This window comes from Polymorphospora rubra, from assembly GCF_018324255.1.
Taxonomy (GTDB): domain Bacteria; phylum Actinomycetota; class Actinomycetes; order Mycobacteriales; family Micromonosporaceae; genus Polymorphospora; species Polymorphospora rubra.
Window position 1 is genome coordinate 6,694,863 of record NZ_AP023359.1, and the last position, 19,590, is coordinate 6,714,452.

The following is a 19,590-nucleotide window of genomic DNA, read 5'->3' on the forward strand; positions in this document are numbered from 1 at the left end:
CAATCAATCCGGCTACGGCGACGGTAGGAGCTTAGTGATCCGGGTGAGTGCGGCGTCGAGCGTCTCGGCATCGACCGCGCCGATTCCGATGGCGATGCCGGCCGGCGGGTCCCCGGCGGTCGCGTATCTGCCGAGGCCCTCGACGGCGATACCGGCCTGTCCGGCACGCCGGACCAGGTCGGTTTCGTCGACATCAGGCGGTAGAAGCAGGCTGACGTGCAGACCTGCCACCGCCGGGATGGCGGTCGTGCGCTGGCCCAGATCGGCCGCCAAGTGCCGGCTCAGCACGGCCCGTCGAGGCGCGTAACTGCGGCGGAGCCGGCGCAGGTGGGCGGCCATGCTGCCGTCGGCGAGCAGGCCCGCCAGCGCCCGCTGGCTAAACGGATCGCCGCCGACCGAGGTGAGTTGGCACAACGTTCGCAGGCTCGGCATCAGCGTGGCGGGAGCCACCAGATAGCCGAGGCGCAGGGCCGGCGACAGGGTCTTGCTGAACGTGCCGACGTAGACGACGCGCCCATCCGGGTCCAGCAGGTGCAGGGGCTCGACCGGGCGACCGGTGAACCGTAGTTCCGTGTCGTAGTCGTCCTCGACGATGGCGGCGTCGTGCGTCCGGGCCCAGTGCAGCAGCTGCTGGCGGCGTCGCAGCGACATTGCGCAGCCCAGCGGGAACTGGTGTGACGGTGTCACGTACACCAGGGTCGCTTGTGACGGCAGCGCGTCGACGACGATGCCCTCGTCGTCGACGGGAACTCCCTCGACCGTCGCGCCACGCACCCGGGCCAGGTCACGGAACCGTGGATAACCCGGGTCCTCCACGGCGACCACCGTGCCCGGACTGACCAGCGCCGTGAGTACCAGGTCGAACGCCTGTTGCGCGCCGGCGGTCACCATGACCCGCTCGGCGCCGGCGCGCACGCCGCGCGAGGCGCCGGCCCAGTGGGCGATGGCAGTCCGCAACTGCGGGTCACCGACCGGGTCGGCGTACGTGCCGAGGTCCGCGGCGCCGTACCGCATCTCGCGGGTTAGCCGGAGACGCCATTGCTGGTGCGGGAAAAGTGTCGGGTCGGGTGTGCCGAGGCGCAGGTCGGCGCCGGGCACCGGTCCTGGTTCCGGTGCGTACGCGGGCGGTATGCCGGGGCGTGCGATGAGCGTGCCCGGACTGAAGGCCTGGCCGTGGGCCCCGGCGGGGAACACCGTGGACACCCGGGTGCCCCCGCCGCCCGCGCCTTCCAGGTAGCCCTCACCCACCAGACGCCCGTACACCGTGGTCACGGTGTGCCGGGACACCCCGAACTGGGCGGCGAGCTGCCGCGATGGGGGTACCCGGTCACCTGGGCCCAGGCGCCCCTCGCTGATGGCCGTGCGCAGGTGGTCGTAGAGACCCTGCGTGAGGCCCCCGCGGCGGATGGCGGGATCGGGTAGGAACACGTCCATCGCGCCATCCTGACATCTCATCTGGTCTGGTGAAAGATGGCGAACTTGGTCCTGTTGCACAGACCATGAGGATCGTACGGTCGACCGGCACGCGCACTCGACCGACCGAGAGGGGACCTGCGATGACAACCGTCACGGCGCCGACAGACACGCTCGACACCACCCAGTTCGACTGGATTCCGCTCGGTAACGGTGTCGCCTTCAAACCATTGGCCTTCGGTCCCGGCGACGTACGGCAGCTGCTGCTGCGCGTCGAGCCCGGCACTGTGGTGTCCCGGCACCGGCACACCGGCGACGTGCACGCCTTCAACATCGACTCGTGGATGGCGGTCGGAGACGAACCGTGCGTCATCCACATCCGGGTGTCCGGGGAGCTGCAGAACCTCGCGGATGACGGGACGGTGGTGGGTTCCACCGACACCGCATCCATGCACCGGCGTTATCTCGCCTGGTGCGAGTCCACGGGTACGTCTCCGCACCCCCTGCTCAAGGACCATCCCCAGCAGCGGTGATGATAGGGCGGACCCGTCGACGGCAGACAGGACGTTCTTTGAGTGACACGCCGGATCTCGGCCCCGTGCCGGAGCGCGTCACTGTCGAGGCAGCGCAGGTAAGTCGACTCATCGGAGAGCAGTTTCCGCAGTGGGCCGGTCTTCCCGTCGTGCCCGTGGCCAGAGGCGGCTGGGACAACTGGACGTTCCACCTCGGCACCGACCTGCTGGTGCGCCTACCCAGCGCGGCCGAGTACGCCCGGGCGGTCGAGAAGGAGCACCGGTGGCTTCCGGTGCTCGCTCCCCGGCTCCCCCTGCCCGTCCCGGTCCCGTTGGCGAAAGGCGGGCCGGGGGCGGGCTACCCGTACTCCTGGTCGATCTACCGATGGCTCGACGGCGGGACGGCGACGGTCGACCGCATCGCCGATCCGGTGCGGTTCGCCGCCGACCTGGCCGGCTTCCTGGCCGCCCTGCGCAGCGTCGACGCCACCGGTGGTCCCCGGCCGGGGATCCACAACTGGTTCCGGGGCGGCACGCTGCGCACGTACGACAAGCAGTTCGAACGCGCGGTCGCGGAGCTGGCCGGCCACGTCGACGTCGGACCGGCCCGCCAGATCTGGGCGGACGCGCTCGACGCCCGCTGGGACGGTGTGGACCGGTGGTTCCACGGTGACGTCGCCGAGGGCAATCTGCTGCTCCACGACGGCCAGCTCGCCGCCGTCATCGACTTCGGTACGTGCGGCGTCGGCGATCCCGCCTGCGACCTGGCGGTCGCCTGGAGCTTGCTGACCGCCGATGGCCGGCAGGTGTTCCGGGGTCGGCTGTCGGTGGATGCGGACTCCTGGGCGCGTGGGCGTGGGTGGGCGCTCTGGAAGACCCTCGTTACCTGCTCCTACACGTACGAGGACCCTGAGGACGCGGAAGACTTCGCGAGCGCACGGCGCATCCTCGGCGAGATCTTCTCCGAGTACGCGGGCGGTCAGTCCTCGTCCGTGAGCCGTGGTACGGCGCGCTCGTTGTAGAGGAAGCGTCCGTCCTGGAGGAAGGCGATCAGTGGGTGCAGTCCCTCCTCCGGCTCGACGCCGACGAACCGGTTGTCGCCGGCGTGGACGTAGCGGGCGGTCGTGCCGTCATCTCCGAACTGTGCCGCGAGGCCGTGCGGGATGTCGGTGATCTCCAGCCCGTCGGTGTCGGCCTTCACCTCGTAGGTGAACGACCGTGCGGAGTAGCTCCCGGCGTAGGTCTCCGGCCGGAACGGCACCGGGGTGTCCGGCGGCAGCACCCGCGACGGCAGGCGGATCCCGGCCGCGGACGAGAGGATCTCGGCCAGTACCTCGTCGATGAAGGCCCCGGCGTGGCCGCCGTTGGCGTGGACGGCGAGCACCAGGCCGCGGTCGGGCACGATCCGCCAGGTCGTGGACTGGCCCGGGGTGCCGCCGTCGTGGCCGACCACGGGCCTGCCGTCCCAGTCGAAGAGCATCAGCCCGAGGCCCCAGGCGGCCGCGTAACGCTCCCCCAGCCGCGGCAGGGTGACCTGCGGCCGGCACATCTCGGCAAAGCTTCCCGCGGGCAGCATCCGCGTCCCGTCTGCCGCCACGCCGTCGGCCAGCAGCATCCGACCGAACCGTACGAGGTCGCGCGGTGCGGCGCTCGGCGTGGACCCCGCTGGCGCGGCCGACCGCGGCAGCAGCCGCCAGGGTGACACCCTCGGCGGCTCGCCGACGTGCCCGACCGCGGCCCGGAACATGATCGCTTCCTCGGCGTGGAGCGCCATGTGTCGCGCCCCGAGCGGCTCGATCAGCAGCTCCCGCATGGCGGCCTCCCAGGTGCGCCCGCGCAGCGTGGCGACGAGGGCACCGAGCGCGCTGTAGCCGGCGTTGCAATACGAGAACAGCTCCCCCGGCCCACTGATCTGCCGGGCGTTGTCATGCATGAACGCGACGAGCTTGGCCACCGCGTCGTCCCCGCGTCCGGTGTCCTCGAACAGATCCCCGTCGAACCCACCGGTGTGCGACAGCAGCTGCCGGACGGTGATGCTCTGCGAGGCGGCGGCGTCCAGCACCCCGAACTCGGGAAGATACTTCCGGACCGGCTCGTCGAGATCGACCAGCCCGTCCCCGACAAGCTGCATCACCAGGGCGGCCGTCCAGACTTTGGTGACCGACCCGATCTGGAACAGGCTGTCGGCGGTGGCCGGCACCCCGGTGTCCAGGTTGATCACCCCGGTGGCCGCCTCGGCCAGCTGATTCCCCATCCCGACGGCCACCGCGGCCCCCGGCACACCGTGCCGCCCAGCGGCCTTGTCGATCCATTCCTGAAGATTCGGAAGAAGCGCCATATCGAGGACCGTACCGGTGTGACACCTTCCCCGATGCCCCGCTGGGGACGCCCCCACGCCGTGGAGTACCCCATGGCGTCATAGGCATATGATCCACTCATGAAAGTCGATATGTCGCACCGGTGACCTACCGTCGCCGGCCCGGCGTTTCCGGCCGGAACAGTGCCGTGACCAGTCCCTGAGGAGCGCCGTGTCAGCGCCGTCATCCTGCCTTTCGTGCACGCAGAACGCCGAGGACACGAACCGCCCCCGGGAGAACTGGATCGCCTCCGACGACCACTGGCGGGTCAGCCACGCGGTCGGTGCCGCGGTCGCCGGCTGGCTCGTCCTGGTGCCGCGCCGGCACGTCGTCACCATCGCGGACCTCACCGACGAGGAGGCCGCCGCCCTCGGGACATGGCAGGTCCGGTTGTCCCGCGCACTGCACACGGTGACCGGCTGCGCGAAGACGTACGTCGCGCAGTTCGCCGAGGTGGCGGGTTTCGAGCACGTCCACTTTCACGTCGTGCCCCGGGCTGACGGGCTACCGCACCAGTTTCGGGGCCCCCGGGTCTTCGGTCTCCTCGGCAACCCTGACCAGCCCGGCGTCACGCCCGCCGAGGTGACCCGGATTTCCGCCGCCCTGCATGCCTACCTGCACCATCCGCTTTCGCCGGCCCCGATGGCGGGCCCATCCCACGATCAGGTGGTCAGGGCGGCACCGAAGTGATCGGCCACCTCGTCGGCGATGGACTCCGCGTTCTCGGTGCCGTCCACCTCGACGACGCGAATGCCCAGGGCGGTGGCACGCTGAGCGGCGTCCGTCGCAAGGATCCTGTCGCGTTCCAGGCGGTTACGGCGGGCCTGTTCAGGATCGGGCAGGTCCGCGCCGAACGCGCCGGCCCGGGGTAGCGCCGCGGCCTGGTGTGCGCGCCACTCGTCGGTGGGAACCAGTACGACCGCGCGCCGCAGGTCGTCGGCGACGGTGGCGATCAGGTCGGGCCGGAGGTTCCAGCCGTCGGCCAGAATCGGATACGGGGATACCAGGGCGCGCAGGTCGTCCAGAACCCAGGGGAACCTCTCGGCGAAGTCGTCGAGGGCGCGGTCCGCCATCTCGCGCGGTGAGAGCTGGCTCCAATATGCCGGCCAGTCGGTTGGTGGTTGCCCTCGGCGGGCCCGGGCCGCGTTCCGGCGATCCTCGTGGGCCCGCGAATCCTGGTAGTCGCAGTGGTAGTGGGTGAGACCGTATCGGCTGGTCAGGATGGCGGCGACGGTGCTCTTGCCGGCCCACTGCGCGCCGCCGATCCAGAGCACGTTCCTGATCGTCCCGTCGTACGTCCACTGCACGACGTCGAGACTGCACCCACGATCAGCAAAGAAACAGTCTTGTCTTGTGGCGGGCGGGCTACGTCGACTGAGGACGATCGTGCTGCTGGGCGGTAGGGTGTCCGGCGTGACCAGGCCGAGCATCGGAACGCTGCACACGGTCGACGTCGACGGGGTGTCCCTGGCCTACCGGGCCGCCGGCGAACCTGCGGGCGTACCCATGGTGTTGCTGCACGGTCTCGGTGACGACGAACGCGACTGGCACACCGTGCTGCCCCACCTCGCCGACAGTTACCGGGTGTACGCGCTGGACCTGCGCGGCCACGGCCGGAGTTCGCACCCCGGCCGGTACTCGTTCGAGCTGATGCGCGACGACGTGATCGGGTTCCTCGACGCGGTCGGTGTCGGACGGTGTGTGCTGGTCGGTCACTCCATGGGCGGGACCGTGGCGATCCTGCTCGCGCAGGCCGTGCCGCACCGGTTCAGTCACCTGGTGCTGGAGGACACCACGGTCCCTCGACCGGGCGCTTTGAAGCGACCTCCGCTTGCCCCACCGGACACGCCCACCGGGTTCGACTTCGCCGCGGTAAACGCCATCCGCGGCCAGGTCGACGATCCCGATCCGGCCTGGTGGGACCGTATCGGGACGATCGACATCCCGACGCTGATCGTCGGCGGGGCGGACAGCAGCAGCATCCCGCAGCACCTGCTCGCCGAGACCGTCGACCGGATGCCCGACGCCACCCTCGTCACCATCGTGGCCGGCCATCACGTACACAAGGACCGGCCGGCGGAGTTCCTCGCCGCCGTCGACGGTTTTCTCATGTAGACGCCGCGCCGCCTGGCCGCGGCGATGCCCCCGCGCTGCCGAGCCGCGCCGGCGACCGTGCGCCCATTGAAGACTGGTGGCGTGACCATGGTGCTGACACGATCGCGGATCGACGCCCTCATCGACATCGGCGACGTGCTGGCGCTGCTCCAAGAGGGGTTCCGCGCATCCAAGGCGTCGCCGGCACCCCTGCGGATCCGCACCGACCTACCCGGCCCCGGCACCGCGACATGCCTGATGCCCGGGCTTCTCCCAGGCGTTCCCGCATACACCGTCAAGGTCAATGCGAAGTTCCCCGACGCCGCACCCGCCCTGCGTGGCGTGGTCTGCCTGCACGACCTGCACACCGGAGAACTGCTCGCCCTGGCCGATTCAGCCAGCCTGACCGCCTGGCGCACCGGCCTGGCCGCCGCACTGGCCACCCACACCCTCGCGCACCCCGATGCCGACACCCTCGGCTTCATCGGCGCCGGCGCCCAGGCCCGCACCATCTTGGCCGGGCTGCGCCAGCTTCGCTCCTGGCGACACACCACCGCCTACGATCTCAACCCCACCCGCCCGGGAACTGGCTCCGCACCTGCGCCGTTGCCCGTGCCGTCGGTGCGAGGTTGCCGCAGGAGTGCCGCGGCGGCAGCGGCGGCGAGGCAGATGACGGCGGCGATGATCAGGGGTGGCCGGCCGCCGAGGTGTACGGCGGCGGCGCCGAGGGGGATCGCCAGGGCGATCGGCGCGAACATGACGGTGTTGGCCGTGGCGGCGACGCGGCCGAGGATCGCGGGCGGGGTGTGGGTCTGTACGGCGGTGACGGCCGCGACCAGGGTCCAGGGCAGGCCGATCCCGGTGATGATTGAGGCTGCGACGGTGGGTGCCGGCCAGGGCAGGCAGCGGGCGAGGCAGCCGGCGGCGACCAGGATCGCGCCGACGGCACCGACCGTGACGGGTCCCCACCGGGTGAGGAGGCGGCCGACGAGCAGGCCGCCGGCGATGGAGCCGAGTCCCTGCGCGCTGAGCAGGACGCCGAGGAACGTCGACGGTAGCCGCAGGTCGACGGTGACGACGGCGTACAGGGCTGCGGTGATGAAGCCGGACATGGCGATGGTGACGGCGGCCAGGGCCACGGTACGGCTGATCGTGGGTTCGGTGCGCAGGACGGCCAGGCCGGCTCGGAGGTCGGTCCGCTGGCGGGCCGGTGGGGCGGAGTCGTGTTCCCGTAGGCGTACGGCGGTGTAGAGGGCGGCGCCGAGGATCGGCATGGTGGCGCTGAGTACGGCGACGGGGTGCCCACCCTGCCAGGCGTACAGGCCGGCGCCGACCGTCGGGGCGACGAGTTTGGCGCCTTCCTGGGCGCTGGAGCGCCAGCCGTTGACGGCGGCGAGGCCGGCGGTGGGAAATGCCCGGGGCAGCAGTGCGGTTTCGCCGGCGTCGATGAGTACGTAGCTGATGCCGTAGGCGAGCGAGACGGTGAACAGCAGCCAGGTGTGTTCGGCGGCGTGTACGCCGAGGAGGGTGAGCAGGGCGGCGGCGAGCACCAGGTTGGTCGTGATCAGGGTCGGTCGTCTGGGTAGCCGGTCGAGGAGGCCACCGAGCCATGGCCCGGCGAGTTGTGGGGCGTAGATGCCGAGTCCGGCGAGCGCGGCGAGGCTGGTGGAGCCGGTCAGGTCGAGGATCCAGAGGCCGGCGACCAGGGACATGGTGCTGCTGCCGAAGCCGGACAGGGCCGAGATCGTCACGAACAGCGCGGTGTTGCGCCGCATGGCACCCTCCGAAGGTTGAGTCGCGTCGACTCACATCCTGGAAGGTTGAGCTGACCCGGATCAATAAGGTCGCGCGACGTCAACCATCTGTTGACATCGCGGCTCGTAGGGCGGTGGTCGCCTGCTGGACCGGTGGCGGCAGGTGCCGCGGGTCGGGCCCGGTCAGGTCGGCGAGGATGTGTACGGCCAGGGCGTACAGGGCTCCGGGTGGGGCCTGGAGCGCGGTGGCGACGGTGGCGCGCACGAGGGCGGCCCGGGTGAAGCGGGTGTCCCACCGCCGGTCGGTGTCGATCCAGCGGCCCAGTTGCACGACGGCGGTGCGTACGGCCGCCATCCGGGGTGCGTACGCGCTGGTCGTCTCGTGGTGTCGCGTCTGGGCGGCGTCGGCCAGGCGCTGGCGGCGCTGTTCTGCGGCCTGCCGGCTGGCCAGTCCGAGCGCGGTGGCGATCTGTGCCCAGGTGGCGCCGGCGTGGCGGGCGCGTTCGATGAGGGTGAGCTCCTGCTCGTCCAGCCGGGCGCGGGCCGCGCGCATCTGCGCCAGTTGGGTCAGTTCAGCCGTCACGGTGTCAACGCTACGTTGACAGGCCGCGTCGCGACGGCCCATGCCACCGCCGTCATTCCCATCACCTTGCATGGTCATGCGGTGGCATGCATATACTTCTGCTCGTGTCCAAGGTCCTCACCTCCCTGCCTGTCGGCGAACGCGTCGGAATTGCCTTCTCCGGCGGCCTCGATACCTCCGTAGCGGTCGCGTGGATGCGCGAGAAGGGTGCGGTGCCCTGCACCTACACCGCCGACATCGGGCAGTACGACGAGCCCGACATCGGCTCGGTGCCCGGGCGCGCCACCGCGTACGGCGCCGAGGTCGCCCGCCTGGTCGACTGCCGGGCGGCCCTGGTCGAGGAGGGGCTCGCCGCCCTGGCCTGCGGGGCGTTCCACATCCGGTCCGGCGGCCGGGCCTACTTCAACACCACCCCGCTCGGGCGGGCGGTCACCGGCACGCTGCTGGTGCGGGCGATGCTCGACGACGACGTGCAGATCTGGGGTGACGGCTCGACGTTCAAGGGCAACGACATCGAGCGGTTCTACCGCTACGGCCTGCTCGCCAACCCGTCGCTGCGGATCTACAAGCCGTGGCTGGACGCCGACTTCGTCCGCGAGCTCGGCGGCCGCAAGGAGATGTCGGAGTGGCTGCTCGCCCACGAGCTGCCCTACCGGGACTCCACGGAGAAGGCGTACTCCACCGACGCGAACATCTGGGGCGCCACCCACGAGGCCAAGGCGCTGGAACACCTCGACGCCGGCATCGAGATCGTCGAGCCGATCATGGGCGTGCGGTTCTGGGACCCCGCCGTGCAGATCGACGCCGAGGACGTCACGGTCGGCTTCGAGCGGGGCCGGCCGGTGACGATCAACGGCAAGGAGTTCGCCTCCGCCGTCGACCTGGTCCTGGAGGCCAACGCGATCGGCGGCCGGCACGGCCTGGGCATGTCCGACCAGATCGAGAACCGGGTCATCGAGGCCAAGAGCCGCGGCATCTACGAGGCGCCGGGCATGGCGCTGCTGCACGCGGCGTACGAGCGGCTGGTCAACGCGATCCACAACGAGGACACCCTGGCCAGCTACCACACCGAGGGCCGCCGCCTGGGCCGGCTGATGTACGAGGGCCGTTGGCTGGACCCGCAGGCGCTGATGCTGCGCGAGTCGCTGGACCGCTGGGTCGGTTCGGCGATCACCGGCGAGGTGACCCTGCGGCTGCGGCGCGGTGAGGACTACTCGATCCTGGACACGTCCGGTCCGGCGTTCAGCTACCACCCGGACAAGCTGTCGATGGAACGGACCGAGGACTCCGCGTTCGGGCCGGTCGACCGGATCGGCCAGCTGACGATGCGCAACCTCGACATCGCCGACTCCCGGGCGAAGCTGGAGCAGTACGCCCGGCTCGGCATGGTCGGCGGCAGCCCGCACCCGGCGCTGATGACCGCCGCCCAGCCGGCCCCGACCGGGCTGATCGGCGCGATGCCCGAAGGTGGCGCCGAGGCGATCGCGTCGCGGGGCGAGAGCCCCAACGGCGAACTGCTCGACAACGCCGCGATGGAGTTCGGCACCGACTGACCCGGGGTGGTGGTGGCACCCGCCGACCGGGTGCCACCACCGTCAGTCCCACCAGAACGACCAGAGGTCGAGGTCGACCAGGGTCTCCGCGTACGCGTCGAGGGTGGGGGTGTCCGACGCCCGGACGTTGTCGGGGCAGAAGGCGAGGTGTTCGGCGGCGACCCGCAGCGCGTGGTCGCGGTCGGTGGGTGGGGCGGCGACGCTGACGTAGAGGGTGGCGAAGCCGAGCGCGACGACGCGGGCCCCGAACCGATCCTCCCAGCTACGCAGCACCGCCGAGAACGTCGTCATGTCGCTCTCGCGGTTCACCGGGCCCCGCCAACCGAGGTCGGTGAGCGTGTCGGCGCCGCGGGCACTGGGCACGAGCCCGATCCGGGGCGCGGTCAGCCACGACTCGAGGACGATGAAACAGGCCCATTCGGCGGCGCAGGCGTCCGGGTCCTCGCGCAGGGTGCCGGGGGCGGCCAGGCCGGGCCAACCTTCCCCGAACGGGACGATCGCCGCGCGCTCTTCGTCCTTGACGGGTAGGACGTCGCGCCACCGTCGCGCGAGCACGGCGTCGACGTCGTGGACCGCCGGGTCGGGGGCGGCCGGGTCGGGGTGCAGTTCGCCGGTGCGCCAGGGGCGGTTCGGTTCGTCGTCGCGGAGCCCCTCCAGCAACAGCGGCCACAGCCCGGTCCGGGTGTGCTGGGCCCGCAGCGTTTCCCACAGCGCGGCCGGCGGTTCGGTGACGCTGATCCACAGGATCGGCCGACCGGCGTCGCCGCACCCGTGCACCGTGGTGCCGGCGGGCAGGTCGAGTCCCAGCCGGCTGCCGGTGGGGTCGCCGGCCAGCACCACCAACGGGTGATCTTCGGTTGCCATGCCGCAGACCGTAGTGGCGCGGTACGACGACTTGACCGGTAAGGAATTGCTTACCCGGACCTGCTCGCCGTCTGGCTGATGCCGAACACGTTCGAGCCCCGGGTCGGGCACCGGTGCACCTTCCGCGTTCCCCGCCGCCTGGCGGCGGCCCTCGCGGCCATGGACCGGCCCGGTGGCACCATGACCGGATGACGCCCTGGGAACCGGTGACGACCGGCCGGTCCGGCGCCCGCGTGTGGCGCGGCCCCGGCCGCTACCGCAAGCAGGGCGACCCCGAACAGATCGCCGCCGAGGCGCACCGCCTCGCCTGGCTCGCCGGCCGGGCGGTCCCGTGCCCGCGGATCGTCACGCACCGGCCCGGTGAACTCGTCACGACCGCCGTGCCGGGCCGGCCCGCCGACGGACTCACCACCGGTCCCGGCCGGGACCGGGCCGTCGACTCCCTGGCCGACCTGCTGCGTACGCTGCACGGCCTGCCGGTCGACGGCTGCCCGTTCGACACGTCGCTGGCGGCGGCCGTTCCCGCCGCCGACGCCGCGGTCGCCGCCGGCACCGTCGACCTGTCCGACCTCGACGACGTACGGCACGGCTGGTCGGCGGACCGGCTCCTCGCCGACCTGCACCGGACCCGGCCGGCGACCGAGGACCTTGTCGTCTGCCACAACGACCTGACGCTGGCCAACGTGCTCGTCGCCGGCGACGGCACCGTCACCGGCGTCGTCGACGTCGGCCGGCTCGGTGTCGCCGACCGCTACAGCGACCTGGCGATCGTCACCCGCGACCTCGCCGGCGGCTGGCACCCCGACCACGCCGCCCGCTTCCTCACCAGGTACGGGCTGTCCCACGTCGACCGGGCGAGGATCGACTTCTACCGGCTGCTGGACGAGTTCTTCTGACCCTGCCGTGGGCCGAGGTCCGGGCCGCCAGCGGCCGTCACGTCCGGAGTCCGGGCAGCTGCCACAGGCGTACGACGTCGCCGTCGTGGCCGGTGGTCAGCCAGCGGCCGGATCCGCCGGCGGGCCGGATCGCGTACGTCGTCATCGGCTGCCCGTAGTCGACGGTCGCCACGTGCCGCAGGTCGCGGGTGGACAGCAGCAGGTGTTCCTCGGTGTCGGTCTCGTACTCGTCGGTGTTGACCCCGACGATCACCAGGTCGTCGTCGACGACCGCACCGGCCTCGATCAGGATGTATTCCGGGTCGGTCGGATAGCCGGGGATGCCGTCGGCGGCACAGCCGGCCACGACCGTGCCGGTGGCGACGTCGTGGATGCCGAGTTCGCCGTCGACGTGCGGCATCGCCAGGTAGCGGTCGCCGCCGGAGGTGAAGCCGGACAGGCACTCCCCGGCCAGCTCCCGGCAGACGATCCGGTCGCCGTCGAGGTCGACGAGCCAGCTGTACGAGCCGTCCTGTCCCATCACGACGTGCAGCCCGACCCGGGTCCGGTCGGGGTGCGGCCAGAAGGTGGCGGCCCCGATCTGCGACGCGAGCTCCACCCGGTCGATCTCACGCCCGCTGGCCGCGTCGAACACGGCCAGGTGGTCACCGTCGGGCAGGTACACCCACAGCATCCCGCGGGTGTCGAGGTGGCAGTTCGGGGTGCACGGCATCCCGACCGCCTCGACCGGCTGGTCCCGCCGCCACAGCAGGTTGCCGGCCAGGTCCACGACGGCGAGGTGGTCGAGGGTGACGACGGCGACGTGCCGGTCGCCGACGCTCGCCTCGAACGGCGCCCCACCGGCCGGCACCGGAATCCGGGCCGTGGGGCGCAGCAGGTCGTCGAGGACGGTCACCGCCTGCCCGTCGGCCTGTGGGACGACCCAGCCGACCCCGTCGACGTACGTGACGTCGCGGGCGGCGGGAACGGAGGTCTCGGCCAGCAGCTGTGGGCGCACGGCGGCAGGGTACCGGCATACTGCGACAGTGGACGCCGCCCCGCCCCCGCCGCCGTACCAGCGTGCGCTGGCGTACGTCGCGGCCCTGTCGACGGGGCCGCCGGTCGACCCGGTGCTGCGGGTCACCCTGAACTTCCACCCCGACCGGCTCGGCCACGGCCGGCACATTCTCGCCGACCTGGCCGCGCACGGCGTCTACCGGTCGCAGTTCGTCACCGGCACCGGCAACGGCGGCCTGACCGCGTATCCCGGCGGCGACCGGTGGCGCTGGGAGAGCCGGATGTTCGGTGCGGCGTACGACGACGCGCAACCCGACGTCCGCCCCGTCTACGGTGCACTGAACTTCCGGCACGAGCCGGCCGGTGCCGCCCCCCGGTTCGGGTCGGCGCACTTCCGGCTGACCGCCGCGACACTGGCCCGCACGACGTTCTGCTACCCCGACAGCGTCTTCGAGCCGGCGCACTTCGCCGTCGCCGACCGGATGTCGCTGATCGCGCTCGCGTACGCCGACACCCCCGACGACGCCCTCGACGACTACATCGAGGCGCACGTCCACGGCCCGGTACGTCTGGACCGCGACGTGGAGGCGCTGGTGCTGGATCCGAGCTTCAAGGGCACCGACGTGGAGGCCGCCGCCCGCCGGCTGCCGTGCCCGGTCGAATGGCATCCCGGGTTCCGGCTGTCCGTCGCCCGGATGCGGCGGTTCCCGGACTACCGGGGCCCGCGGTACGTCGACCTCGGCGCCCGGATCGCCGTCGACGGCCACCTCGACCCGCGGATCATCGGCGTCGCCGCCCGCACCGGCGACCACGACCCGCAGGCGCTGAAACGGGTCTGGCACTACGTGGCACGCTTCGGCGCCCGACGTTATCCGGTCGACGGGGCCGGGCCGCCCGCCGCAGAATGCCCCGATGACGCGGCAGCCGCTGGGCGTTGACGACCTGACCGCCGTCGTACGGGCGGTGTTCGGTGCCGGCCGGCGCGCGGCCGGGGTCGAGCGGCTGCGTGGCGGCAGCCGCAAGGGCGTCTACCGGCTGACCCTGGACGACGGTGCGACGGTCGTCGTCTACGTGTGGAACGCGGGCGAGGACTACTGGCCGCCGGCCACCGACCGCCCCGACCCGTTCGGACACCCCGGCGGCGCGGACCGGTTCGAGGCCGCCCACACCGCACTGTCCTCGGTCGGGGTCCGGGTGCCACGGATCCTGCTGCTCGACCGCGGCGGGAAACTCGTCGCCGGTGACCTGGCGGTGGTCGAGGACGTGGCCGGCGGCACCTTGGAGCGCCTGCGGGAACGCGACCCGCGCCGGGCCGGACCGGTGCTGGCCCGGCTCGCCGACACGGTACGGGTGATGCACGCCCACCACCGCGACCGGTACGGCCGACCCGGCCGGCCGGCGCCCGCCGACGCCCCACCGGTGCCCGACCTCGTCCTGGACCGGGCCCTGGGGCACCTGGCCGGGGCCGCCGCCCGGGTGGAGCGGATCGCCGCGCTCGCCCCACGTCTCGCCGACGAGCTGCGCGACCGGCACGCGGCCGTCGGACCCCGTACCGGGTACGGCCTGATCCACGGCGAACTCGGCCCCGACCATGTCCTCGTCGACGACCGCGACGGGCCGGTCCTGATCGACATCGAGGGCGTCAGGTACTTCGACGTCGAGTGGGAGCACGCCTTCCTCGAGCTGCGGTTCGGTGACGGCTACCGCCGGCTGGCCGCTGCGGGGCTGGACGCCGCCCGGCTGCGGCTGTACCGGCTGGCGCTGTACCTGTCGCTGGTGGACGGCCCGCTGCGGCTGCTCGACGGCGACTTCCCCGACCGGGCCGGGATGCGCGCCATCGCCGCGGCGAACATCGACCGTACGGTGGCAGAGCTGTCCGCGCGGCGCCGGTCGGCGTAGGGCGGCCGGTGCGGCGCGGTCAGGGGGTCGGGGGCAGCAGCCGGGTGACGAGGTCCTCGATCAGGGTGTCGGGCCGGTGCGGTGCCAGTACGCCGGGAACGGTCAGGTCCTCGACGATCAGGCCGAACATGGCCAGGTAGAGCAGGACGACGGCGCGCCGGTCGCCGGGCAGTCCGGCGCCGACGTGGAAGTCGATGTTGGCGGCCAGGTCGGCGGCGAGGAACCGGGTCAGTTCGGCGTGCAGTTCGGGCCGGCGGGTGGCCTCCAGGCGCAGTTCCAGCAGGGCCAGGTGGCTGCTGCGGTCGCGGCGCATCCGTTCGACGATCTCGCGCATCAGGGTGACGGCCAGGTCACGTGACGGTGGTGCGGTCATCGTGTCGGCGAGCGCGGCGGGGTCGGGGGTGAGCCGCTCCCGGGTGCGGCGCATGACCTGGGCGAGCAGGTCGGCGCGGTTGGTGAAGTAGTTCGAGGCGGTGCCGGTGGGTACGGCGGCCTGCGTGTCGACGGCGCGCAGGGTGAGGCCGCGCGAGCCGTCGCGGGCCAGGACCTCGATGGCGGCGTCGAGCAGCGCGGTGCGCCGGGCCGGGTTCTGTCGCATGGTGGGACCTCCCGATTAACACCACTGTGACTGCAGTACTACGGTCAAATCACTGCAAGCACAGTACATCAGGTTCGGACACCGGACCGGAACGGGAAACCGATGCGAAAACTGACCTACTACGTCGCCGCCACCCTCGACGGCCACATCGCCGGCCCGGCCGGACAGTACGACTTCTTCCCCCTGCCCGCCGACCTGACCGAGACGATCCTCGCCACGTACCCGGAGACGATCCCGGGCCACCTACGTCAACCGCTCGGCCTGGCCGACGTACCCAACCAGCGGTTCGACACCGTCGTGATGGGCCGCGGCACCTACGAGCCCGCCCTGCGCGAAGGAATCACCAGCCCCTACCCGCACCTGCGGCAGTACGTCGTCTCCCGCACCCTGACGACCGACGACCCGGCGGTCACCGTCGTCGCCGACGACCCGGTCGCCCTCGTCCGCGAACTCAAGCGCGCGGACGGCGCCGACATCTGGCTGTGTGGCGGCGGCAAACTCGCCGCGACCCTGCGCGACGAGATCGACGAACTGGTCATCAAACGGAACCCGATCATCGTCGGCGCCGGCATCCCGCTGTTCGACGGCCCGTTCACCCCGACCACCTTCACCCCGACCGAGACCCGCGAATTCGCCTCCGGCGTCGTCATGACCACCTACACCAGAACCTGAACCCCACCGGTGGGACGATCTCCCCATGCCCACCCCCGACGCCACCCACCTCCAACAGGCCGTCACCGAAACCGTCACCGTCCTGTCCCCGCACACCGGCGCCGACTGGCAGGTCCCGGCCGGCACCCTCGACTGGACCTGCTGGACCACCGCCGCCCACATCGCCCACGACCTGCTCGCCTACGCCGGCCAGCTCACCGGCCGCCCCGACACCGGCTACCTCCCCTTCGACCTGCGCGTCCACGACACCGCCACACCGGCCGACCTGCTGCAGGTGATCACCGCCTGCGGCGGACTCCTGCACGCCGCCCTGACCACCGCCGGCCCCGACACCCGCGCCTGGCACTTCGGCCCGTGCGACCCGGCCGGCTTCGCCGCCATGGGCGTCGCCGAAACCGTCCTGCACACCCACGACATCACCACCGGACTCGGCGTACCGTGGCAGCCACCACAGGAGCTGTGCGCAGGCGTACTCGAACGGCTCTTCCCCGACGCCCCGACCGGCGACCCGGCGCGGGTCCTGCTCTGGACGACCGGACGGGCCCCGCTCGACGGCCGGCCACCCCGAAACCCGTGGACCTGGCAGGCCGCCGTCGCCTAGCCTGGCCGCGCGACCGACCAGCACAGGAGACCGGCACCGTTGCCCCGCAAACCCGCCCGCCACCACCCACGACGCCCCGCCACCGGCGCCGGACCGGGTCCGGACCGCGTCGACCCCGGCACCGACCGCACCGGCCCCGACCGCACCGAGCTACGGGCCGACTGCGGCAACTGCTTCGCCCTGTGCTGCGTCGCCCTGCCGTTCGCCGCCTCCGCCGACTTCGCCGTCGACAAACCCGCCGGACGCCCCTGCACCAACCTGCGCGACGACAACCGCTGCCGCATCCACCCCCGGCTGCGCGACGCCGGCTTCACCGGCTGCACCGTCTATGACTGCTTCGGCGCCGGCCAGAAAGTCTCCCGGACCACGTTCGCCGGCCGCGACTGGCGTGACGACCCGACCACCGCCCGGCAGATGTTCGACGTCTTCCCGATCATGCGGCAGCTCCACGAACTGCTGTGGTATCTCACCGAGGCGCTGACCCTGCCGGCCGCCCGCACCCTGCACCCCGACCTGCGGACCGCCCACGACCACACCCGCCGACTCACCCTCGGCACCCCCACCCAGGTCGCCGCCGTCGACGTCGCCGCGCACCGCGCCGACGTCAACACCCTGCTGCTGCAAACCAGCGAACTCGCCCGCGCCGCCGCGGCCCCCGGCCGCCGCAGAAACCACCGCGGCGCCGACCTCATCGGCGCCAACCTCGCCGGCACCGACCTACGAGGCGCGAACCTGCGCGGCACCTACCTCATCGCCGCCGACCTCACCCGGGCGGACCTACGCGGCGCCGACCTCATCGGCGCCGACCTGCGCGACACCCGCCTGCCCGGCGCCGACCTCACCGGCGCCATCTTCCTCACCCAGGCCCAGGTCAACGCCGCCCGCGGCGACACCACCACGAAGCTCCCACCGACCCTGACCCGACCCGCCCACTGGGTCACCGCTTCGTCGCGTACAACCGCATCGTGACCGGCCCGAACACCGCCACCAGCACCGCCGACGCGACCAGCACCCAACCCACCTGACCGACCGTCGCCTCACCGGCCATCAGCCCCCGCACCGCCGTCACCAGGTGCGTGATCGGATTGACCCGCACCGCCGCCTCCAACCAGCCCGGCATCGTCGACGGATCCACGAAGATGTTGCTGCCGAACGTCAACGGGAACAGCACCATCATGCTCGACCCCATCACCGCGTTCTGCGTCCGCATCAACAACCCCAGCATCGTCCAGATCCACGACAACGCGAACGAGAACACCAGCAGCAACAACACCGCCAACACCACACCGACCACACCACCCGCCGGCCGGAACCCCAGCACCAACCCCAACGTCACCACGACCACCGACGCCAACGAATACCGCACCGCATCCCCCAACAACGCCCCCACCAGCGCCGACGGCCGCCACACCGGCAACGTACGGATCCGGTCGAACACCCCCTTGGCGATGTCGACGTTCAACGCCATCCCGGTGTACATCGTGATCATCACGACCGTCTGCACCAGGATCCCCGGCAACAGGAACTGCAGATACTCCCGCGGCGACCCCGCCAGCGCCCCACCGAGCAGATACGTGAACACCAGCGTCAACATCACCGGAAACGCCGTCACGTCGAACAACTGCTCCGGAACATGCTTGATCCGCAGCATCGCCCGCCACCCGAACGTCAACGACGCCCGCACCGCATTCGGCCGCGGCGGCCGCTCCCGCACCGACAACACCGCCCGCAACGCCTCACCCGACGCCGGACGCGAAGACACCGCCGTCACGCCTTCACCCCCACACCCGCCGCCGGCACCCCGCCGTCGTCCGCCGGATGCCCCGTCAACGCCAGGAACACCTCATCCAGACTCGGCCGCCCCAACGCGAAATCGGTCACCTCCACCCCCGACCGCGCCAACGCCGCCAACGCCTCCGACACCCGCAACGGATCCGACACCCGCGCCGACAACGCCACCGGATCACCCTCGGCCACCACCGGCACCCCCAACACCCCGGCCAACACCCGCTCCGCATCCGCCCGCCGCCCGGCATCCACCACCCGCACGTGCAGCACCCCCGCACCCACCGACGCCTTCAACTCGCCACTGGTCCCCTCCGCGATCACCCGACCATGGTCGATCACCGCGATCCGGCCCGCGAGTTGATCCGCCTCCTCCAGATACTGCGTCGTCAACAACACCGTCGTACCCTCGCCCACCAACGCCCGCACGATCTCCCACACCTGGTTACGGCTACGCGGATCCAACCCCGTCGTCGGCTCGTCCAGGAACATCAACGCCGGCGTCACCACGATGCTCGCCGCGATGTCGATCCGTCGCCGCATACCCCCGAATACGTCTTCACCTGCCGGCCCGCCGCATCCGCCAACCCGAACGCCGCCAGCAGATCACCGGCCCGCGACCGCGCCCGCCCCCGCGAGAACCCCAGCAACCGACCCAACAACACCAGGTTCTCGACCCCGGTCAGATCCTCGTCCAACGACGCGTACTGCCCCGTCAACCCCACCCGGGCCCGGACCGCGTCCGCCTCCCGCACCACGTCGTGACCCAACACCCGCGCCCAACCACCATCCGGACGCAACAACGTCGCCAACATCCGGATCGTGGTCGTCTTACCGGCACCGTTCGGCCCAAGAAACCCGTACACCCCACCCGCCGGCACCGCCAGGTCCACACCGTCCACGGCCCGCTTCGACCCGAACGTCTTCACCAGCCCCGACGTCTCGATCGCCAACTCGGCCACCACCGGCCCCCTCACCATCGGCAACGCCCGACACGCGAGTCTGCCACGCCA

General features: G+C 71.7%; 20 protein-coding genes and 2 pseudogenes. 12 read left to right on the forward strand and 10 right to left on the reverse strand.

The window, feature by feature from the left end:
- Positions 1-12 precede the first annotated feature (12 nt).
- On the reverse strand, positions 13-1,434 hold the full coding sequence (gene pdxR, locus Prubr_RS30140) for a MocR-like pyridoxine biosynthesis transcription factor PdxR (RefSeq protein ID WP_212818240.1): 1,422 nt from the start codon (positions 1,432-1,434) through the stop codon (positions 13-15).
- A gap of 122 nt (positions 1,435-1,556) precedes the next feature.
- Between pdxR and Prubr_RS30145 the strand changes: the two genes are divergently transcribed.
- Together Prubr_RS30145 and Prubr_RS30150 are read left to right on the forward strand one after the other, a co-directional pair.
- Positions 1,557-1,946, forward strand: a complete 390-nt coding sequence (locus tag Prubr_RS30145) for a cupin domain-containing protein (protein ID WP_212818242.1) — start codon at positions 1,557-1,559, stop codon at positions 1,944-1,946.
- Positions 1,947-2,101: 155 nt separating this feature from the next.
- Entirely contained in the window at positions 2,102-2,947 is an 846-nt protein-coding gene (locus tag Prubr_RS30150) for an aminoglycoside phosphotransferase family protein (protein ID WP_343221529.1), read from the forward strand.
- On the opposite strand, the gene Prubr_RS30155 is transcribed toward Prubr_RS30150, so the two are convergent.
- Positions 2,905-4,263 carry a serine hydrolase domain-containing protein gene (locus Prubr_RS30155; protein ID WP_212818246.1) on the reverse strand — a complete coding sequence of 453 codons (1,359 nt, stop codon included), beginning with the start codon at positions 4,261-4,263 and terminating at the stop codon, positions 2,905-2,907. The genes Prubr_RS30150 and Prubr_RS30155 overlap by 43 nt on opposite strands.
- A gap of 190 nt (positions 4,264-4,453) precedes the next feature.
- Here Prubr_RS30155 and Prubr_RS30160 point away from each other — a divergent pair, with 190 nt between their 5' ends.
- On the forward strand, positions 4,454-4,972 hold the full coding sequence (locus tag Prubr_RS30160; RefSeq protein ID WP_212818248.1) for an HIT family protein: 519 nt from the start codon (positions 4,454-4,456) through the stop codon (positions 4,970-4,972).
- Here the strand turns inward: Prubr_RS30160 and Prubr_RS30165 are convergent.
- Positions 4,945-5,589, reverse strand: coding sequence for a hypothetical protein (locus Prubr_RS30165; protein ID WP_212818250.1), 645 nt, complete (start codon positions 5,587-5,589; stop codon positions 4,945-4,947). The genes Prubr_RS30160 and Prubr_RS30165 overlap by 28 nt on opposite strands.
- Positions 5,590-5,788: 199 nt before the next feature.
- Between Prubr_RS30165 and Prubr_RS30170 the strand changes: the two genes are divergently transcribed.
- Both Prubr_RS30170 and Prubr_RS30175 read left to right on the forward strand, forming a co-directional pair.
- Positions 5,789-6,397 carry an alpha/beta fold hydrolase gene (locus Prubr_RS30170; RefSeq protein ID WP_212828716.1) on the forward strand — a complete coding sequence of 203 codons (609 nt, stop codon included), beginning with the start codon at positions 5,789-5,791 and terminating at the stop codon, positions 6,395-6,397.
- Positions 6,398-6,484: 87 nt separating this feature from the next.
- A pseudogene (locus tag Prubr_RS30175) lies at positions 6,485-6,889 on the forward strand (ornithine cyclodeaminase family protein); the annotation flags it as partial.
- Positions 6,890-6,933: 44 nt separating this feature from the next.
- Here the strand turns inward: Prubr_RS30175 and Prubr_RS30180 are convergent.
- Positions 6,934-8,151, reverse strand: a complete 1,218-nt coding sequence (locus tag Prubr_RS30180) for an MFS transporter (RefSeq protein WP_212818252.1) — start codon at positions 8,149-8,151, stop codon at positions 6,934-6,936.
- A 79-nt stretch (positions 8,152-8,230) separates the two neighbouring features.
- Complete coding sequence (locus Prubr_RS30185; protein ID WP_212818254.1) at positions 8,231-8,713, reverse strand: hypothetical protein; 483 nt, start codon at positions 8,711-8,713, stop codon at positions 8,231-8,233.
- Positions 8,714-8,817: 104 nt separating this feature from the next.
- Between Prubr_RS30185 and argG the strand changes: the two genes are divergently transcribed.
- On the forward strand, positions 8,818-10,266 hold the full coding sequence (gene argG / locus Prubr_RS30190) for an argininosuccinate synthase (RefSeq protein ID WP_212818256.1): 1,449 nt from the start codon (positions 8,818-8,820) through the stop codon (positions 10,264-10,266).
- Positions 10,267-10,308: 42 nt separating this feature from the next.
- On the opposite strand, the gene Prubr_RS30195 is transcribed toward argG, so the two are convergent.
- The gene (locus Prubr_RS30195; protein WP_212818258.1) at positions 10,309-11,130 is read right to left on the reverse strand and encodes a DUF4253 domain-containing protein; all 822 of its coding nucleotides are present in this window, start codon (positions 11,128-11,130) and stop codon (positions 10,309-10,311) included.
- Between the two features lie 188 nt (positions 11,131-11,318).
- On the opposite strand from Prubr_RS30195, the gene Prubr_RS30200 reads away from it, so the two are divergent.
- Positions 11,319-12,026, forward strand: coding sequence for an APH(3') family aminoglycoside O-phosphotransferase (locus Prubr_RS30200; protein ID WP_212818260.1), 708 nt, complete (start codon positions 11,319-11,321; stop codon positions 12,024-12,026).
- A 37-nt stretch (positions 12,027-12,063) separates the two neighbouring features.
- On the opposite strand, the gene Prubr_RS30205 is transcribed toward Prubr_RS30200, so the two are convergent.
- Complete coding sequence (locus Prubr_RS30205) at positions 12,064-13,023, reverse strand: hypothetical protein (protein ID WP_212818262.1); 960 nt, start codon at positions 13,021-13,023, stop codon at positions 12,064-12,066.
- A gap of 28 nt (positions 13,024-13,051) precedes the next feature.
- Between Prubr_RS30205 and Prubr_RS30210 the strand changes: the two genes are divergently transcribed.
- Complete coding sequence (locus Prubr_RS30210) at positions 13,052-13,960, forward strand: DUF3626 domain-containing protein (RefSeq protein ID WP_425517954.1); 909 nt, start codon at positions 13,052-13,054, stop codon at positions 13,958-13,960.
- Positions 13,935-14,921: a phosphotransferase family protein gene (locus tag Prubr_RS30215; protein WP_212818264.1), complete on the forward strand. Its 987-nt coding sequence runs from the start codon at positions 13,935-13,937 to the stop codon at positions 14,919-14,921. The genes Prubr_RS30210 and Prubr_RS30215 overlap by 26 nt, the downstream gene beginning before the upstream one ends.
- A 19-nt stretch (positions 14,922-14,940) precedes the next feature.
- Here the strand turns inward: Prubr_RS30215 and Prubr_RS30220 are convergent, their stop codons facing one another.
- Positions 14,941-15,519 carry a TetR/AcrR family transcriptional regulator gene (locus Prubr_RS30220; protein WP_212818266.1) on the reverse strand — a complete coding sequence of 193 codons (579 nt, stop codon included), beginning with the start codon at positions 15,517-15,519 and terminating at the stop codon, positions 14,941-14,943.
- A gap of 102 nt (positions 15,520-15,621) precedes the next feature.
- Between Prubr_RS30220 and Prubr_RS30225 the strand changes: the two genes are divergently transcribed.
- From Prubr_RS30225 to Prubr_RS30235, 3 genes are all read left to right on the forward strand, one after another.
- Entirely contained in the window at positions 15,622-16,191 is a 570-nt protein-coding gene (locus Prubr_RS30225) for a dihydrofolate reductase family protein (RefSeq protein WP_212818268.1), read from the forward strand.
- Positions 16,192-16,216: 25 nt separating this feature from the next.
- Complete coding sequence (locus Prubr_RS30230; RefSeq protein WP_212818270.1) at positions 16,217-16,792, forward strand: maleylpyruvate isomerase N-terminal domain-containing protein; 576 nt, start codon at positions 16,217-16,219, stop codon at positions 16,790-16,792.
- 180 nt (positions 16,793-16,972) lie between these two features.
- Complete coding sequence (locus Prubr_RS30235; RefSeq protein ID WP_425518072.1) at positions 16,973-17,761, forward strand: pentapeptide repeat-containing protein; 789 nt, start codon at positions 16,973-16,975, stop codon at positions 17,759-17,761.
- On the opposite strand, the gene Prubr_RS30240 is transcribed toward Prubr_RS30235, so the two are convergent.
- Both Prubr_RS30240 and Prubr_RS30245 read right to left on the reverse strand, forming a co-directional pair.
- On the reverse strand, positions 17,730-18,563 hold the full coding sequence (locus Prubr_RS30240) for an ABC transporter permease (protein ID WP_212818274.1): 834 nt from the start codon (positions 18,561-18,563) through the stop codon (positions 17,730-17,732). The genes Prubr_RS30235 and Prubr_RS30240 overlap by 32 nt on opposite strands.
- A pseudogene (locus tag Prubr_RS30245) lies at positions 18,560-19,557 on the reverse strand (ATP-binding cassette domain-containing protein). The gene Prubr_RS30240 and the pseudogene Prubr_RS30245 overlap by 4 nt, the downstream one beginning before the upstream one ends.
- Between the last annotated feature and the right edge of the window lie 33 nt (positions 19,558-19,590).

Coding starts and splice junctions, on each gene's coding strand:
- pdxR (WP_212818240.1), bottom strand. CDS start 1,434: ATGGACGTGTTCCTACCCGATCCCGCCATCCGCCGCGGGGGCCTCACG.
- Prubr_RS30155 (WP_212818246.1), bottom strand. CDS start 4,263: ATGGCGCTTCTTCCGAATCTTCAGGAATGGATCGACAAGGCCGCTGGG.
- Prubr_RS30215 (WP_212818264.1), top strand. CDS start 13,935: ATGACGCGGCAGCCGCTGGGCGTTGACGACCTGACCGCCGTCGTACGG.
- Prubr_RS30220 (WP_212818266.1), bottom strand. CDS start 15,519: ATGCGACAGAACCCGGCCCGGCGCACCGCGCTGCTCGACGCCGCCATC.
- Prubr_RS30145 (WP_212818242.1), top strand. CDS start 1,557: ATGACAACCGTCACGGCGCCGACAGACACGCTCGACACCACCCAGTTC.
- Prubr_RS30170 (WP_212828716.1), top strand. CDS start 5,789: ATGGTGTTGCTGCACGGTCTCGGTGACGACGAACGCGACTGGCACACC.
- Prubr_RS30200 (WP_212818260.1), top strand. CDS start 11,319: ATGACGCCCTGGGAACCGGTGACGACCGGCCGGTCCGGCGCCCGCGTG.
- Prubr_RS30180 (WP_212818252.1), bottom strand. CDS start 8,151: ATGCGGCGCAACACCGCGCTGTTCGTGACGATCTCGGCCCTGTCCGGC.
- Prubr_RS30230 (WP_212818270.1), top strand. CDS start 16,217: ATGCCCACCCCCGACGCCACCCACCTCCAACAGGCCGTCACCGAAACC.
- Prubr_RS30225 (WP_212818268.1), top strand. CDS start 15,622: ATGCGAAAACTGACCTACTACGTCGCCGCCACCCTCGACGGCCACATC.
- Prubr_RS30195 (WP_212818258.1), bottom strand. CDS start 11,130: ATGGCAACCGAAGATCACCCGTTGGTGGTGCTGGCCGGCGACCCCACC.